Origin of the sequence: Dyadobacter sp. (assembly GCF_017744695.1) — a bacterium.
Taxonomy (GTDB): domain Bacteria; phylum Bacteroidota; class Bacteroidia; order Cytophagales; family Spirosomataceae; genus Dyadobacter.
Genome location: NZ_JAGIAS010000010.1, coordinates 128,190 through 144,092 on the forward strand (window position 1 = coordinate 128,190; position 15,903 = coordinate 144,092).

A 15,903-nucleotide genomic window follows, 5' to 3' on the forward strand; every position below is an offset into this window, starting at 1 on the left:
CGGCTGACCTTACGGTTTCCGACTACAAATCCTGCCCGTTGCGATATTCTTCCGATGCCTTCTTCACAATCGCATCCCCATCATGCAGATCGCCGAACACTTCTACCAGCGTATCAACCACGACGCCGCGTTTCACGGGTACCCATTCCGCTTTTTTGCCTTTGTCGCGGATCACAAACACCTGTTCGCTGGAATGGACGACCGAGGTTGTCGGAACGAAAAGGGTGTTGCCCGTGCGCTCGGTGTTCAGTTGTACTTGTGCGTACATGCCGGCTTTGAGCTCGTTGGAGCGATTATTGACGTCAAATTCGGTCATCATAGAGCGGTTCTCTTCGGACAATGTGCGAGAACTGCGGGCGTACACGGCTTTGTAAATTTTTTCGGGACTGGCTGAAACCGTGAAGCTTACCTCACCCTTGTTCGGAATGGCGCTCGACATATTTTCGGGGATTGCGAGTGTCAGACGTAGTTTCGTATTGTCTTCCAGAATGAATAATGGCTTCGCACCTCCTTCACCCGGACCTACGAGGGCTCCCGGACTGATGTTCCTTTCGGTAATAATACCGTCGAATGGGGCGGTCACAGTGAGGTAGCGTGAAAGCTCTGTCTTCGTTTCCATGAATGATTTCGCAGCTTGTACATTACCCCTGGCTACGGCCATCGCGGAACTGTCGGCAGCTGCACGTGCCTTGGCAAGGTCGAGTTCGTTGAGCGATACGGCCCCTTCGGTGCGATTGGTTTTTTGCAGGCGGCTGTATGTCAACGCACTGGCCTGGTAGCGCGTGGTGGTTTGCTGCAATGCGGCTTCCGCGGCAATCAGTTGCGCCTTGGCCTGGCTCAGCTCCGAGATTACTTCCGGTGCTTCCAATACTGCCAGTACCTGTCCTTTTCTGACCACAGTACCGCGGTCAGCATTCACGGTTTTGACAAAACCTTTCACCTTCGGATGAATACTGACCTTATTCCAGGGCTTCAATTCACCGGGGAGGGCGATTTGCTTGGCTGGTTTCATGCTTTTTACATAGGCCAGCTCCACAGCCGCGGGTTCTTTGGCGGTGGCTTGCTGTTCGTGCTTTTCGCTGGTTTCCGCAGTGCTGCTGCATGCGGTCATACCTGCGGCAACGGTGATCAATATCAGAATGGATTTCAGGGTATTCATGGAAACGGATGTTTGGAGTTTTTTACGGAAGAAATTGCTTTCAGGGTCTTCGGGATCGAGGGATACCGAGTTGATGGATGCTTTACGCTGAACAAGGGTGAACACCGCCGGCAAAATGAGCAGTGACGCCAGCGTGGAGGCGATCAGCCCGCCGATTACGGCCTGCCCTAGCGGTGCGATCTGGTCGCCGCCTTCGCCGAGACCGGACGCCATCGGGATCATACCGGCGATCATCGCGATACTCGTCATGAGGATCGGACGGATCCGGCTGCCGGCTGCGAGTGTCACCGCCTTGTGCGCGTCCTGCAATTTCAGGCGCAGGTTTTCCGCATTGGTTACCATCAAAATCGCATTCGCTACCGATACCCCGACGGACATGATCAGGCCCATGTAGGATTGCAGGTTCAGCGTTGCGCCGGTGAGCAGGAGCAGGCCGATCGAACCTACGACTACCGCCGGGATGGTAGAAAGGACTACCAATGACAGTTTGAATGACTGGTAAGTAGCCGCCAGCAAGAGGAACATGATCACGACGGCGATCAACAGACCGGTTTGCAAACTGCTCAGCGTCTCCGTCAGCAGTTCGGTTTGCCCTTTCAATTCTACGATCACCCCGCGTGGCGGTTCTCCGGCATTCTTGATCGCTTTCTGAACAGCGGTAGTGGCCGCGCCCAGGTCTTTTTTGTGAATGTTTGCGGTAACTGTCACAAGCCGGTTCGGACCGGCGCGATCGTACTCGCCGGGAGCGGTTTTTTCAGAGAAGGTCGCCACGTCGGCCAATAGCGGGTTGCTTACGCCGGTTTTCAAAGGAATAGTGCCAATATCTTCCACGGAGGTCATTTGGTATTCCGGGATTTGGACCTGTACCTGGTAGGCAAGCCCTTTGGCGTCGTCGAGCCAGAGGTTCTTATCTGTAAAACGGCTGGAAGAGGTCGCTGCCACCATCGAGCGGGCTACTTGTGTGGAGGTAATGCCCAATTGTCCGGCACGCTCGCGATCGATTTTTACATCCAGGATCGGGTATTCCAACGGTTGGGCGATCTGCACATCGCGGAGGAATGCAATCTGCTGCATTTCCTTCTGAATCTTGCGCGCGAACCTTCCGGCTTCTTCCACGTCTTTGGCGGCCACACTTACTTCGATCGGCGTCGATGCGCCCTGGCTCATGATTTTATCGACAAGCTCGATAGGTTCGAACGAAATCGCCAGATTAGGAATTTCTTTGGCGATTCTCGCACGCAGTTTTTCTTTCAATGCATCCATTCTCACAGGAAATTCTTCTTTCAAAGAAACCTGTAAAACCGCTTCATGCGGGCCGCTGTTGAACACGAAAATGTTCGAAGTACCATAGCTGGAAGGAACGGTACCCACATAGGCAGAGGATATTTCGACATTGTCTTTGCCGACTTCCGATTTAATCAGATTTAAAACTTTTAATGTGGCCTCTTCCGTACGCTCTACCCGTGTGCCGTCGGGCACCCGCATGCGCATCTGAAACTGATGGCTGTTGGCTTTTGGCAGAATATCCGTACCGATGAGGAAGAATCCGCCGACGATTAAAGCAATGCTGCCGACCAGATAGACCGGCACGATGAGGCGCTTGCCCATGATGCCCCCAAGGACATTCAGGTATTTCAATTTAAACTTTTCAAAGCCGGTAGGCGGCAACGATGGGTGCGCACCTTCTTCGATCACATCGTCGATTTCCTGGCTATCCAATGCCAGTGTGGGCGCTTCATGGTGCGGGTGGTCTTTCAATAACCAGTTCGAAAGGACGGGAACCAATGTCTGCGATAGCAAGAACGAGGCGATCATCGCGAAACCTACGGCCAGCGAAAGTGGCAGGAACATGGATCTTGGAATACCACTCATCACAAACGACGGCGCAAAAACGGCCAGGATCGCAAGCAAAATCAGGAACTCCGGGAATGCGATTTCTTTACAAGCGTCCCAGATAGCCTGCTCCTTCGGTTTGCCCATTTCCTGGTGCTGATGAATGTTTTCGATGGTCACCGTGGCCTGGTCGACGAGCACGCCGATAGCCAAAGCAAGCCCGCTCAATGTCATGATATTGATGGTTTGGCCAAACAGATTCATCAATATGACTGCCGAAAGAATGGAAATAGGAATGGTTACGATTACGATGATCACGCTGCGCCAGTCTCTGAGGAAGAGGAGTACCATCAAACCCGTCAGCAATGCACCGAGAATACCCTCGGTAATAAGGCTTTTCAATGAGTTGGTTACATATACCGACTGGTCGAATTCATAGGATATCTTCACATCTTCCGGCACTGCGTTCCGCAGTTGGGGCAATGCGGCGCGGATGTTGTTCACTACGTCAAGCGTCGAGGCGTCCGATTTTTTTACTACTGGAATATAAACCGCGCGACGGCCGTTGATCAGCGCGTAGCTCACGGTTACGTCGGCACCATCCTCCACCACGCCCACATCGCGGATGAATACGGTAGGCCCTGCGCCCACGCGGATAGGGATATTCAGGAAGTCTTCCGGTTTCTTAATGAGGGAGTTAACGGGTGTCATCAAGGTTTTATCCCCCATACGGATATTACCGGCCGGTGAAGGCTGGTTGTTGGCAATAATGGATTTGATCACCTCTTCAGGCGTCAGGTGGTAGCTTCGGATACGCTCAGGATCGACGCGGACAACGATCGTACGCTGGTTACCCCCGAATGGCGGGGGGCTGGAAACACCCTCAATGCGGCTGAACATGGGCCGAACGCGGGAAGAAGCGAAGTCCTGGATCTCGTTCAGCGAGCGCGAGGCGCTTTCGAATACCATCTGGCCGATCGGCACCGAGCTGGCGTCGAAGCGGACTACCTGCGGCGGTACAGTACCCTCGGGCATGTAGGCTTTTGCGCGGGAGACGTTGTTGGCGACCTCCGCAGCCGCCTGAGCCATATCGGTACCGGGATAGAACGAAAGTTTGATCAATGACAGTCCCTGGATCGTTTTCACGTCCACGTCGCGGATACCCGACACATACAGGAAGTGGTCCTGGTAGCGGGTGGCGATAAAGCCGTCCATTTGGTCGGGGGCCATACCGCCGTAAGGCTGCACCACATAAATGGTAGGCAAATCGAGGTTAGGGAAAATGTCGACGGGAATGCTCCGAATCGACAGAATTGAAAAGAATAGGATGCCTATCACGACCACCACGATGGAAATGGGTTGCCGGAGGGCAGTTCTGATGAGTTGGTACATAGTATTCGGGTTTGATTTATCATGCTTCGACTCCGCTCAGCATGACTCTTTGCGTATCATTGGGCTATTTGATTCAAGAAGATACTTAGGTCGCCGGCGGCGGCGGCTTTGAGCAGCAGCGCGCGCCATGCATTGCCGTTAGTGACAAACTTGTCGACCTCGGCGCGGTTCAATGCATTCACACTTTGTGCCAATGTGAAAAGGTCTGTGAGGCCGCTCTGGTAGCGTGCTTCGGCCTGGTTGAATGCCGTCCGCGCGGCTGCGAGTTGCACGGGTGTAAGGCGTGCCTGCGCGAGCGAGAGCTGAAACTGGATTTCGGATTCACGGGTCTGACGGTCGAGTTGCAACTGCTGGGTTTGGTATAGCGATTTGAAACGTTCGGCCTGGAATTGTTCGGCTTGGTAATCGTTCCTGACTTTGAAGATGTTGGTGAGGTTCCAACGGGTAGAAATTCCGAAAAGGTAGTTGTAAACCTGGTATTTTACCCCGCTGCCAAAATCGGTGCGGAAAGAATCATCTTTGTTGGAAACGCCCGAGCCACGGCCCCAGCCGGCGCCTACCAGTGAAATGGAAGGCAAAAACGAGCGCTTAACAGCCAGGCTCCGTGCTACCGAGGCGTCGATCTGCGCTTGTGAAAACCTCAATGCGGGGTTTTTGAGGAATGATGCTATTTCGGCGGAAGCGGCCGGGAGTTGGGCGTAGAAGCCCATCGTGTCGACCTGAATGCTGTCGCGCAATTCGCCGGTCAGTTCCGAAAGCCGCAGGCGCTGTGCCTTTTCCGATCGCTGGCTTTCCAGCAGTAGCAATTGCGCCTTGGCATATTCCGCGGCAGCCAGCGAGCTGTCAACCCCCGGCCGCATGCCCGAAGTCACAGCGGCATCGGTCACGCGCTTGAAAACGGAAGCCCGTTCCAGGTTCTGGCGCTGGGCGTCTACCAGTTTCTGGTTAATCAGCAGCAGCAGATAGGCATCGATGATTTTGACCTGATGTTGGAAAAGCTCGTTCTCGTAATCGGCCTGGCTGCGGGCGAGGTCGGCTTTGGCGGCATTGACGTTGGCATTTACTTTTCCAAAGTTGAAAACCTTCCAATCGACCAGGGCCGTCGTGAAACTGCCGAATGTAGCGGTATAAATATTTTCGGGACGGATACCGCCGGAAGGCGACAGTGCACTACCCTCGTTGGGCAGGAATGCACCGGCTACGCTGTTGCTGGTACCATAGGTATATTGATCCTGCACGATGAATGCCGGCAGGTAATCGGTCTTGACCGACTTGACACGGCTTTCGGCGCTGTGTATTTCGGCCTGTTTGGCTTTCAGGAAAGGGAAATTTCCTTTGCCCTGCTCCAATGCTTCGTGCAGTTTGATGCGCTGCGCGTTCGCCTGTATGCATGCGAAGGCGATAAAAAGCAATGCAAACCATCGGTTTTTGATTTCGAAGATCCGGCGGGCCGGTGAATGTGCGTTTCCCGGCGGAAAAAAGCGGGAAACCAAATGATACTGGGAGTGCTTCATAATTCGGGTTAGAGATATTTTTAGCCGAAATTAGAGCGCAATTCTGGAAACATTTGGGAAACAGGATTGTGCAAGGGACTGTTTATTACGCGATTATCCTTTCTAAATGTTTCCAAATTCAAGGTGTACTTTTGTGAAGTATCTTTTGAAAAGAGGAATGAAAATTTTAGTTGTCGAGGACGAGAAAGGGCTTGCAGAAAGTATCACCGATTACCTTTCTCGCGAAGGGTTCATTTGTGAAGTAGCCAACACATTCTGGCAGGCCGACGAAAAGATCAGCCTCTACCAGTACGATTGCACGATCGTCGACCTGACATTGCCGGATGGCAATGGCTTCGACATTATCCAGACGTTGAAAAAGATTGCCGCGGCAACGGGAATTATCATTATTTCAGCACGCAATACGTTGGAAGACAAGTTGAAAGGATTAGAAATAGGGTCGGACGACTATATGACCAAGCCGTTCCACCTTTCCGAACTGAATGCAAGGGTGAAGTCGCTGATCCGGCGCAGGAATTTCGGTGGGAACAACGATATGACCTGGAAGGATATCCGGGTTAACCTGCCTGCCCGGAAGGTTTTTATCAAGGATATTGAAGCTACCTTATCTAAAAAAGAATACGATCTGTTGCTCTACTTTCTTTCCAATATCGACGTGGCACTCACGAAGGAATCCATTGCCGAGCATCTCTGGGGCGACAATATGGATTCGGCCGATTCGCTGGATATGGTGTATTCCCATATTAAAAACCTTCGCCGGAAGATCGTTGAGAAAGGCGGAAAGGATTACATTCAATCGATTTATGGCATAGGATACAAATTCACCGCATCTTGAAACTGCTCGAAAAAGCCAGTCGCATTTACCTGCTCGCCTCGCTGCTGATTTATGCGGCGGTGGGGATAGCCTTTTTCTGGATCATCAAATTCATGATCTACGACGAGGTGGAGAGCCGGTTGATGGTCGAAAAGCAGGATTTTGAAACTTATATCCGCAGCAACGACACATGGAGCAACAATTCCTATTTTGTCGAAAATAAGATTGAAGTGGTACCGGTGTTTGGCAAGTTCGATAACAAAGTCGCATTCACGGACACGCTCATCAGTAACCGCTACGACGAAACGGCCGACCCGTTCCGCCAGCTTACATTCTACACGCTAATCGGCGGTTCGCCTTACCGCGTCGCGATCAGGAAGTCGATGATCGAATCCTACAAACTGATCGAGGCCATTTCGGCGGCGATGATTGCGTTTCTGGGATTGCTGCTGGTGAGCACCTTCCTTTTTCACCGCGTTTTGTCGGGTAAGTTATGGAAGCCGTTTTACGATTCGCTGGCCCGGATCAAGGATTTTGACTGGACGAAAAACAAGCCGCTGGAAACGGTCCGAAGTGAAATCACCGAGTTCAATGAGCTGGGTGATGTGATGGAGAAGATGGCCTCGAAAATGCAGCACGACTACCGGAGCCTGCGAGAGTTTACCGAAAATGCTTCCCACGAAATCCAGACGCCGCTGGCGCTCATCAATGCGCGGGTGGAGCAATTTATCCAGTCGAAGGATCTGGGCGAAAACCATACTTACTGGATCGAGGAAATTTACCACGCGGCGCGGCGGATGTCGCGGCTGAATCAGGGGCTTTTATTGCTGGCTAAAATTGAAAATCAGCAATTTACGGAGCAGGAAGAGCTGGATCTTTCGGAGCTGGCATTGAAGAAGCTGAAAGACTTTGAAGATATTCTGCAGCATAAGGAGATCAGCGTCACGGTGGAATCTTCCGGCAGTTTCAGGAAAATCATGTCGCCGGCGCTGGCGGATATTCTTCTGACGAACCTGATCAACAATGCAATCCGACATAACTACAACGGCGGAGAGTTACGGCTGCAATCCGGGACTGACTATGTGCAGGTGAGCAATACCGGTAATCCGTTGAAAAGCGAGCCGGAACGGTTATTCGAGCGGTTCAAGAAGGAATCGACGGGCGCGGAATCGCTGGGTCTCGGACTGGCGATTGTGAAGCAGATCTGTGATAATTGCGAGCTGCGGATTTCGTACCAGTACGAGGAGCCGATACACTCGATCAGGATCACAGGATGATAATGCGAAGCTCCTGCTTCGCACATGCTATGTGGAGGCCTCCGGCCGACTTTGTACGATGTCGCATATCCGACCGGCCGGAGGCCTGCGAATAGTAGGCACGAAGCGCAGCTTCGCGCCCGCTATTTGGCAACCTTCTGTAATTCAGCTTCCAGCGTTTTATTGTTTGGAAATTCCTGTGGAATCCAGCGGTTCACGATCTTGCCAGCCCCATCGATCACCAGAAATGGGTACCGGATATCAATGCCATATTTCTCTTTCAAGACCTCAATGTTTTCATCCGAAGCCCACAAATGCTTCGCGGTCGGACGTGCCTTCACATATTGTTTCCAGGTCGAAAGCGGAATGCCCGTCGCAACGGAAATGTAGGCGAACGTTACTTTATCAGCATATTTATCTTCCAAAACCTTTAACCCGGGCTCGTGCTGGCCGATGCTGAACGAGAATACCATCAGAACCGGTTTGCCTTGCAAAGAGGATACCGTTACGGCCGCGCTGTCGGTGTTCAGCAAAGTAATATCGGGAATGGCCGCTCCCGGTTGCAGCGATTCTTTGGTTTGGATCAGCTTGGCAATGTATTCTGTATAAGGTGATTGCGGAAATGTGGCTTTGTAATCTGCCAGAAGCGTTTTAGCGGTTTCAATACCCGGTATGGCCGTTGCCGCGTAGTTGAGCCAGTAGGTAGCCAGGTACTCTTTCTGCTTCGGATAATTGGTCAGCTTTTCTTTGCTGAATGCGTATACATCCTTCAATGCGTCCGGACTGATCTCGTAGCGCGTTTCCGATTCGAGGGGAAATTTACGGGTTGAGGGAATAAGCGCCCAGTAGCGGAGCTCGTCGCGGTAGGCCTGGCTGAGCAATGCGTCGTCGGGTTGGATTTTGAAGTCGGTCAAAGTGAAATCTTCAAGTTCCTTGCGCTGCGTAGCATCGAGTTTTGCCACGCGGTTGCGGCGCATGATTTTTTCCTGGATAAGCTGGCGGGTCAGCGATGGCTCGGTTGCCGTGGTAGCCAGCACGTATGCTTCGAATGCGGGTACTACCGGGTTCGCCATTTTGAATTTCTCAAATGCATCCAGTCGTACTTTTTTGAGGCTGTCACTTTGTTGAACCACGCTCTTATTATCTATTTGCGACGGTTTGTAACCAAAAACGGGCAGGTACTGATATTGGTTTTCCAGAAAATAGTTTTTCAAAAATGTCTGATAGCCGGCATTCTTCCCGGTGAAAGTCACATCCGCGTTCGCCCCGACGTTGATCGTCAGGTCGTCGCCCGGTTGCAGGAATAGCATCCATGTCCTGTTTACACCGCCGCCGCCGTATTCCAGGCGCATCATTTTGGGCTCATTGAGCTGAATGACTGTTTTTTCAGTGGTTTTATCGGCAAAATTCACCGAAGCTACCGCGTCGAGTTTCGCATCGGCAAGGCCGGTGCCCAGATTGGGGTGAAAATGTACATCTTCGAGCACCAGCGTAACGGTCACGGGAGCCTGTTTTGCCGCTGTGAGCGTAATATTGGCCGTATTTTGTGCATAAGAAACCCAACTGAGTGCAGTCCCGAATAGTGTGAGGATCAGAATGTTTATGTGTTTCATCGGTTCGAAAGGGAAAACTGTTTTTACCAGAATCAGGAGGTGTAAAAATTGTGCCAATATACGTAACTCGTGTCGGTATCTGTTCCGCCGGCTTATTCACCGTGGCCCGGAAGCACATTAATACAGTTTTTAAGCGTATTAATAGGCCAACTCGCGTAAATTCGCTTATTGATTATCGATTGTTCCCATGACCCGCGTTTCACAGTTCCAGTTCAATACCCTCCGCGCCCGGTTTGAGGGTGAGTTGTATTTCGACAATTCTACGCTACACGCTGCACAGCGCACGATTTACGCCACCGATGCGTCCGTTTACCAGGAAATGCCGGTAGCGGTAGCTTTACCGAAAACCGTGGAGGATATCCGGGCGCTGATCGATTTTGCCCAAACCAATAAGGTGACATTGATCCCGAGGGCAGCCGGTACGTCATTGGCCGGGCAGGTAGTGGGGCAGGGCATTGTGGTCGATATTTCGAAGCATTTCAGGAAGATCATCGAGGTAAATGCGGACGAGAAATGGGTTCGCGTGCAGCCGGGCGTGATCCGCGACGACCTGAACAAGCACCTCGCACCTTACGGGCTGCTTTTTGGCCCCGAAACTTCGACTGCCAGCCGTGCGATGATCGGCGGGATGATCGGAAACAATTCGTGTGGGCTGCATTCTATCACCTGGGGCGCTACGCGCGACCATTTGCTGGAAGTAAAGGTGCTGCTGTCCGATGGTTCCGAATCGGTTTTCAACGAACAGACTATTGCTGATTTTACGCGGGAAATCCGTGAAAAGCAGGTCAAAGGCCAACGCCTGCAATCCATTCTGGCGGGCATGTTCGGGCTCATATCCAATCCCATTGACCAGGATTTAATCAAAAAACAGTTTCCCAAACCAGCCGTTACCCGCCGAAACTCCGGTTATGCGCTGGACGCATTGGTCAGGAATTTTGAAAAAGGAAATATCAACCTCTGTAACCTCATAGCGGGTTCCGAGGGGACATTATGCTTCGTTACCGAGGCGAAAATAGCATTGGTGGATGCGCCGCCCGCAGCCGTCGGCGTTGTGTGTGTGCATACGAGCTCGCTGGCGGAAGCGTTGCACGCGAACCGGGTGGCCATGCAGCATCACCCAAAGGCATCCGAACTGGTCGATAAATACATTATGGATTTCACCAAAAACCATAATGTGTATTCGCAAAACCGGTTTTTCATGCAAGGCGACCCCGCAGCGATGCTGATGGTGGAGTTTTGGGGCGTTGCCAATGAAGAAGTAGAGCAAAAAGCAGCCGCGTTGGTCACGCAATTGAAGACTGAAAATCTCGGCTATGCCTATCCGCTCTTGTTTGGCGATGATGCCAACAAGGCATGGGATATTCGCAAGGCAGGGCTTGGATTGATACGGAACCTGCCGGGCGATACGCAGCCGGTGAACCTCATCGAGGACTGCGCCGTAGCGGTGGAGGATTTGCCTGCATATATTGAAGAATTGGAGGTTTTGCTGGAAAAACACGGCTTGCGCGCATCGTATTATGCGCATGCGGGTGCCGGAGAGCTGCATGTGGAGCCGATGATCAACCTCAAAACGAGCGAAGGAAAACAGCAATTTCGTGATGTGCTGGCCGATACCGCCGTACTCGTGAAAAAATACAACGGCGCATTGTCGGGTGAGCATGGCGATGGCCGCCTGCGCGGCGAATTCATCCCTTACATGATGGGCGAGGAAGTGTACGAAATGTTCCGGCAGGTAAAACGGATCTGGGATCCCGATGGCGTTTTCAATGCCAATAAAATCGTGGATACCCCGCCTATGAACGAATTCCTGCGCTACGGACAGGACAAACCGAACCCGCAGATCGATACGATATTCGACTTTTCGCGGCAAGAAGGCATTCTTCGCCTCGCCGAAAAATGCAGTGGTTCAGGAGATTGCCGCAAAACGGAATTGACCGGCGGCACCATGTGCCCCAGTTACATGGCCACGCGCAGCGAGCGCGACACGACGCGTGCACGTGCGAATATCCTGCGGCAGTATCTTACACCGGAAACCGCTCCGGCAACCAGCCAGGAAATGGTGAAGGAAGTGCTTGACCTTTGCCTGTCTTGCAAGGGCTGCAAATCGGAATGTCCTTCCAGCGTGGATATTGGCAAAATGAAGGCCGAATTCACGCAGCAATATTATGAAACTCACGGCGTACCAATGCGCAGCAAGCTGATCGCCGGTTTTTCAAACCAGATGAAACTGGCCTCGATCGCGCCCTGGGCATTCAACGGCATATTCGGAACACCGGCATTGCGGAAAATCGCCAATAAAATGGTCGGCTTCCACCCGGACCGGTCGATGCCGAAGCTGGACAGTGAAACGTTGAAGAGCTGGTGGGAAAAGCATCAGCGAAATAAGCCGGCGGTTGCCGCTGCGACGCATTTACGCAAGGTGTACCTTTTTTGTGATGAGTTTACCAATTACAATGATGCGGAAGTAGGTAAGAAGGCCGTGCTGCTGCTTGAAAAACTGGGTTACGAGGTTATTATTCCCGAGCACGTGGAATCCGGGCGGTCGTATTTGTCCAAGGGTTTTGTGAAAGAAGCGCAAAAACTGGCTATCCGGAATGTGGCTTTGTTGAAAGATAAAATTACTTACGATGCGCCGCTGGTGGGTATTGAGCCGTCAGCAATCCTGTCGTTCCGCGACGAATATGTGGACCTGGTTGGTGAAAGCGAACGCACAAATGCGCAGCGGGTAGCCGAGAATGCACTGCTTTTTGAGGAATTCATCGCGCGGGAAATCGACGCGAAACGCATTCAGAAGGGTGCATTTGTGGGTAAAAGCCAGCTGATCAAGCTGCACGGACATTGCCATCAGAAGGCACTTTCGACGTTAACGGCTTCTAAAAAGGCTCTGCAATTGCCGGAAAACTATCATGTCCAGCTGATTCCGTCGGGTTGCTGCGGAATGGCAGGCTCATTTGGTTACGAGGAAGAGCATTTCGAAGTATCAATGCAGATCGGGGAGCTGGTGCTGTTCCCAACTGTCCGGCAGCAGCCCGAGGATGTGATCATCGCGGCTGCCGGAACGAGCTGTCGCCATCAGATTAAGGATGGTACGGGGCGCAGAGCCATGCACCCGGTCGAGATTTTATACGACGCACTGATCAAGTAACGCCTATTGGGTACCGCGGACGTGTTCATAAACTGTATCGGAACGCAATGGCGTGCCGGCGGTATCGGTAGCAATGCTGTCCACAGCCGTTGTGCCCCGATCGGCCGGGTTATCGGCCTGTCCTGACAGATTCCTGTCGTGGTTAAAGAAGCCGCCAAACCAGGCGATCAGCGAAAGGACGATACCGACGCCGACGATCCACTTCCAGACGTTCTTCACGTTCTTGGTCGCTCTTGCTTCCCTATCTGTTTCTTGCCTGTTCATGGGTTTATTGATTTAGTTTGAAATAACCATTACCATTTCCATACCAGCGGCGATTCAGCACTTTTTGAGCGAATTATATAACATTGTGTTGATAAAATTTCCCCAAACTAAGTCTACGAGTTAAAATGTAATAAATCGGAGATGTTTCATGTTACCTTTGCTGGGAATTTCGTTTCACGTACTAGTTCTTCTCACAAACCAGCCATATTCATGAAAATCAGCCAACGCTTCTCTATCCCACTTTTTGCACTTTTCCTATTTGTACAATTAAGTACGCAGGCGCAAAACGATAACCGGTCTTTCTTTTCGGCTACCGCCGGATATAGCTTGCCGGTAGGAGAGCTTGCAAGGGAAAAACTGAACGACCCTTTTGCAGGTCTGACAGGCTCAGGATATTACGGTCAGGTCAATTATGATTTCCGCATTGCGCGCTGGTTTGGATTGAAGTTTTCGGGAAGCATGAACAAGAACACGACACGCCCTCAGCCGATTGTCGATATTGCGGACCTTCGTGTGGAAGAAATCAAGGGTTTTATCAATGAAACCACCTCGCATACGTGGGATACGCGCGTGTCGCGCTGGAAGTTTAATGCGATTATGGCTGGTCCTGCTATATTCCTCAATTTTGGAAGAGTTCAACTCGAAGGCCACGTGCAGGGCGGTTATGTGCAGGTTACCTCGCCCACTGTGGATATGACCGGGACTTTCCAATCCGGTGAAAACCAGATTCTCGTGCATTTGAGCCCAGCCTCTACCAGCGGTTTCGGTTTGGGTGCCGGAGCGAGTTTACGCTTGCCCATTGCCGGTCCACTGTATTTTCACCTGTCCGGCGATTTCCTCGCTACCGAGGCCGAGTTGAAAAACGTAGCCGTGAATGTGCGTGTAGGAAATTATCCCGAGGTAGGTATCCCTATTAATGAAAAACGATTTGTAGGGGTTGCAAACATTGGCGCAGGATTAGGGATTTCATTTTAATAACCCCAAGAGGGCTTGAAAAAATGACTGTATGAAACGTAAAGGCAGCAGTTTCGATTTGGTCGACGCAGCCAAAACTGTTTTCAGCGTGGCGATTGTGGGAACTGTGCTGTACCTGTTTGTAAGGCGGTTTGCCGACAGTTACAATACGACGGTTGGTACCGAATCGAGAGGGGTGGATATCCAAGCTGTGATCGTTGACGAAAGAAATTATATGGGGAATGGAACGAGGGCGTTTTCTTATTCCTACGAGTTTGTAGTAAACGGAGAGCGTTTCAGGGGCGATTCCCGCGCGTCGCGGTATGATGTGGGGGATAGCCTATGGGTGGTTTACGATCCGCTTGCGCCAAAATACAATAGGCCCAAAGACAATCAGAATTGATTGTTGCGGTTCAATGATACATAAAAGAAAACGGGTCGGATGCCGCACGCATCCGACCCGTTTTGCTTTTTGCTACTTCTGTATTTGCCTTATTTGGCAAACCAAAGTTTCATTTTCATGTCATTCTTGCCTCCCTGGGCGGTGAGGGCCGCTGAGAAATTCTCATAGTTCAGCGATTCTTCCGAGCCAGGGTAAGACAGCCGCGTTGGAATGACGTTGCCATTGGTGTTCAAAACAGGAGGGGAAAGAGCAGGAATGCCGGTCCGGCGATATTCGGTCCAGGCTTCAACCCCCTGGCCAAAGAGCGCGATCCATTTCTGCTCCATGATCTGGGTAAATGCTTCCGTGCCCGTTTTTAGCGCGTTTGCGGTGAGGTAGGCTTCGGGGACAGTCAGTTTGTACTGTGCAAACGAGGCGGTAATGCCGTCGGAGTAGTTTTTGGCTGCGGTACCCGCTGCCGCAATGCCTTTATAAGCAAATTCTGCTTTCAGGAATAACAGTTCGGCATAGCTCATGATCACGCCGGGGGCAGTCGCTGCCACGAAGTAATCTCCTACTTTGGAAGTTTTCGACAAGCCCAATGCATTTGCGTCGGAGGATGACAGCCCGTTTGGAACACCTTTGTAGTCTCCGCCATCCGCAGGTCTGTTGGCATAAATGGCCAGGCGTCCGTCGTTCAGCGCCGTCAGCCTGGTAACCAGCGTCGCGCTCACGCGGTGGTCGTCGCGGGTCTTGCGGTTCTGGTTCACCGGGTTATTGTTGTTCGTCGCGTCGAGGTAATTGAGCTGGATATTATCCGCCACCGACTCCATTACCGGGTATTTTGTAGCGTCACTGAGAATGCGGCTAACTTCCGATTTGACGTCGATGGGCGCGTCGGCCTTGTCGATCATCCGGGCAAGCACACGGAGGCTCAGCGAGTTGGCGAACTTCTTCCATTTGGTCAGGTTGCCATTGAAGAGAATATCGCCCGCAATCGCCTTGCTTTTGTCGTTGACATCGATCAGGTCGTTGGCTGTTTTCAATTCCGCCACAATGCCGGCGTACACATTCTTCTGTGCATCGTATTTAGGCAAAAGTTTATCTTCCAGGCCCTGCAATGCATCGGTGTAGGGGATATCGCCGTAGATGTCGGTCAGCAGCAGGAATGCCCACGAGCGCATGATCATCGCCACGGCCTTGTAGTTGCTGTTACCCGATTCTTCGGAAATCTTCATAATGCGCTGGAAATCGGCCAGTGACTCGATGTAGAGTGTCTGCCAGCCGGTGGTATAAACATCCGCAGAGACGGTGTATTGATCGATATCGGTGTATTGAATGCGCGCCCAATGCTGCGAGAAACCGTCACCGATATCCTGGCCGATGGAACCGCCCCAGTACAGGTCGACTGCACTTTGTATGCCATGGGGAAGGAAAAGGTCCGCAGTACCGGTTGCGGCGCTGTTATTGTTGGTATTGACTTCGTCGAAATCACCCGTGCAGGCCGAAAGGCAAACAATGGATGCGGCGAGCAAAATTTTGGATTTGAATGAACGTATGATGCTTTTCATGCTTGT

10 protein-coding genes are annotated in these 15,903 nt (G+C 51.8%); 5 read left to right on the plus strand and 5 right to left on the minus strand.

The features are described from left to right. Positions 1-22: 22 nt before the first annotated feature. Both J7619_RS28600 and J7619_RS28605 read right to left on the minus strand, forming a co-directional pair. Positions 23-4,384 carry an efflux RND transporter permease subunit gene (locus J7619_RS28600; RefSeq protein WP_310589829.1) on the minus strand — a complete coding sequence of 1,454 codons (4,362 nt, stop codon included), beginning with the start codon at positions 4,382-4,384 and terminating at the stop codon, positions 23-25. A 56-nt stretch (positions 4,385-4,440) separates the two neighbouring features. After that, entirely contained in the window at positions 4,441-5,898 is a 1,458-nt protein-coding gene (locus tag J7619_RS28605) for a TolC family protein (protein ID WP_291207358.1), read from the minus strand. Between the two features lie 157 nt (positions 5,899-6,055). Between J7619_RS28605 and J7619_RS28610 the strand changes: the two genes are divergently transcribed. Further along, entirely contained in the window at positions 6,056-6,733 is a 678-nt protein-coding gene (locus J7619_RS28610; protein ID WP_291207361.1) for a response regulator transcription factor, read from the plus strand. Further along, entirely contained in the window at positions 6,730-7,989 is a 1,260-nt protein-coding gene (locus J7619_RS28615) for a HAMP domain-containing sensor histidine kinase (protein WP_291207364.1), read from the plus strand. Before J7619_RS28610 ends, J7619_RS28615 begins: the two co-directional genes overlap by 4 nt. A gap of 122 nt (positions 7,990-8,111) precedes the next feature. Here J7619_RS28615 and J7619_RS28620 read toward each other — a convergent pair whose 3' ends face one another. Beyond that, entirely contained in the window at positions 8,112-9,581 is a 1,470-nt protein-coding gene (locus J7619_RS28620) for a thioredoxin-like domain-containing protein (RefSeq protein WP_291207367.1), read from the minus strand. 187 nt (positions 9,582-9,768) lie between these two features. Here J7619_RS28620 and J7619_RS28625 point away from each other — a divergent pair, with 187 nt between their 5' ends. After that, the gene (locus J7619_RS28625; protein ID WP_291207370.1) at positions 9,769-12,726 is read left to right on the plus strand and encodes an FAD-binding and (Fe-S)-binding domain-containing protein; all 2,958 of its coding nucleotides are present in this window, start codon (positions 9,769-9,771) and stop codon (positions 12,724-12,726) included. Positions 12,727-12,729: 3 nt separating this feature from the next. On the opposite strand, the gene J7619_RS28630 is transcribed toward J7619_RS28625, so the two are convergent. Further along, positions 12,730-12,990 (minus strand): hypothetical protein, encoded by a 261-nt coding sequence (locus J7619_RS28630; RefSeq protein ID WP_291207373.1) that lies wholly within the window; start codon positions 12,988-12,990, stop codon positions 12,730-12,732. Positions 12,991-13,200: 210 nt separating this feature from the next. Between J7619_RS28630 and J7619_RS28635 the strand changes: the two genes are divergently transcribed. Together J7619_RS28635 and J7619_RS28640 are read left to right on the plus strand one after the other, a co-directional pair. Then, positions 13,201-13,965 (plus strand): hypothetical protein, encoded by a 765-nt coding sequence (locus J7619_RS28635; RefSeq protein ID WP_291207376.1) that lies wholly within the window; start codon positions 13,201-13,203, stop codon positions 13,963-13,965. A gap of 31 nt (positions 13,966-13,996) precedes the next feature. After that, a complete protein-coding gene (locus tag J7619_RS28640) occupies positions 13,997-14,347 on the plus strand; it encodes a DUF3592 domain-containing protein (RefSeq protein WP_291207379.1) in 351 nt (116 codons plus the stop codon). An 89-nt stretch (positions 14,348-14,436) separates the two neighbouring features. Here the strand turns inward: J7619_RS28640 and J7619_RS28645 are convergent, their stop codons facing one another. After that, positions 14,437-15,897 (minus strand): SusD/RagB family nutrient-binding outer membrane lipoprotein, encoded by a 1,461-nt coding sequence (locus tag J7619_RS28645; RefSeq protein ID WP_291207382.1) that lies wholly within the window; start codon positions 15,895-15,897, stop codon positions 14,437-14,439. Positions 15,898-15,903: the final 6 nt, after the last annotated feature.

Coding starts and splice junctions, on each gene's coding strand:
- J7619_RS28625 (WP_291207370.1), top strand. CDS start 9,769: ATGACCCGCGTTTCACAGTTCCAGTTCAATACCCTCCGCGCCCGGTTT.
- J7619_RS28630 (WP_291207373.1), bottom strand. CDS start 12,990: ATGAACAGGCAAGAAACAGATAGGGAAGCAAGAGCGACCAAGAACGTG.
- J7619_RS28640 (WP_291207379.1), top strand. CDS start 13,997: ATGAAACGTAAAGGCAGCAGTTTCGATTTGGTCGACGCAGCCAAAACT.
- J7619_RS28635 (WP_291207376.1), top strand. CDS start 13,201: ATGAAAATCAGCCAACGCTTCTCTATCCCACTTTTTGCACTTTTCCTA.
- J7619_RS28605 (WP_291207358.1), bottom strand. CDS start 5,898: ATGAAGCACTCCCAGTATCATTTGGTTTCCCGCTTTTTTCCGCCGGGA.
- J7619_RS28620 (WP_291207367.1), bottom strand. CDS start 9,581: ATGAAACACATAAACATTCTGATCCTCACACTATTCGGGACTGCACTC.
- J7619_RS28610 (WP_291207361.1), top strand. CDS start 6,056: ATGAAAATTTTAGTTGTCGAGGACGAGAAAGGGCTTGCAGAAAGTATC.
- J7619_RS28600 (WP_310589829.1), bottom strand. CDS start 4,384: ATGTACCAACTCATCAGAACTGCCCTCCGGCAACCCATTTCCATCGTG.
- J7619_RS28645 (WP_291207382.1), bottom strand. CDS start 15,897: ATGAAAAGCATCATACGTTCATTCAAATCCAAAATTTTGCTCGCCGCA.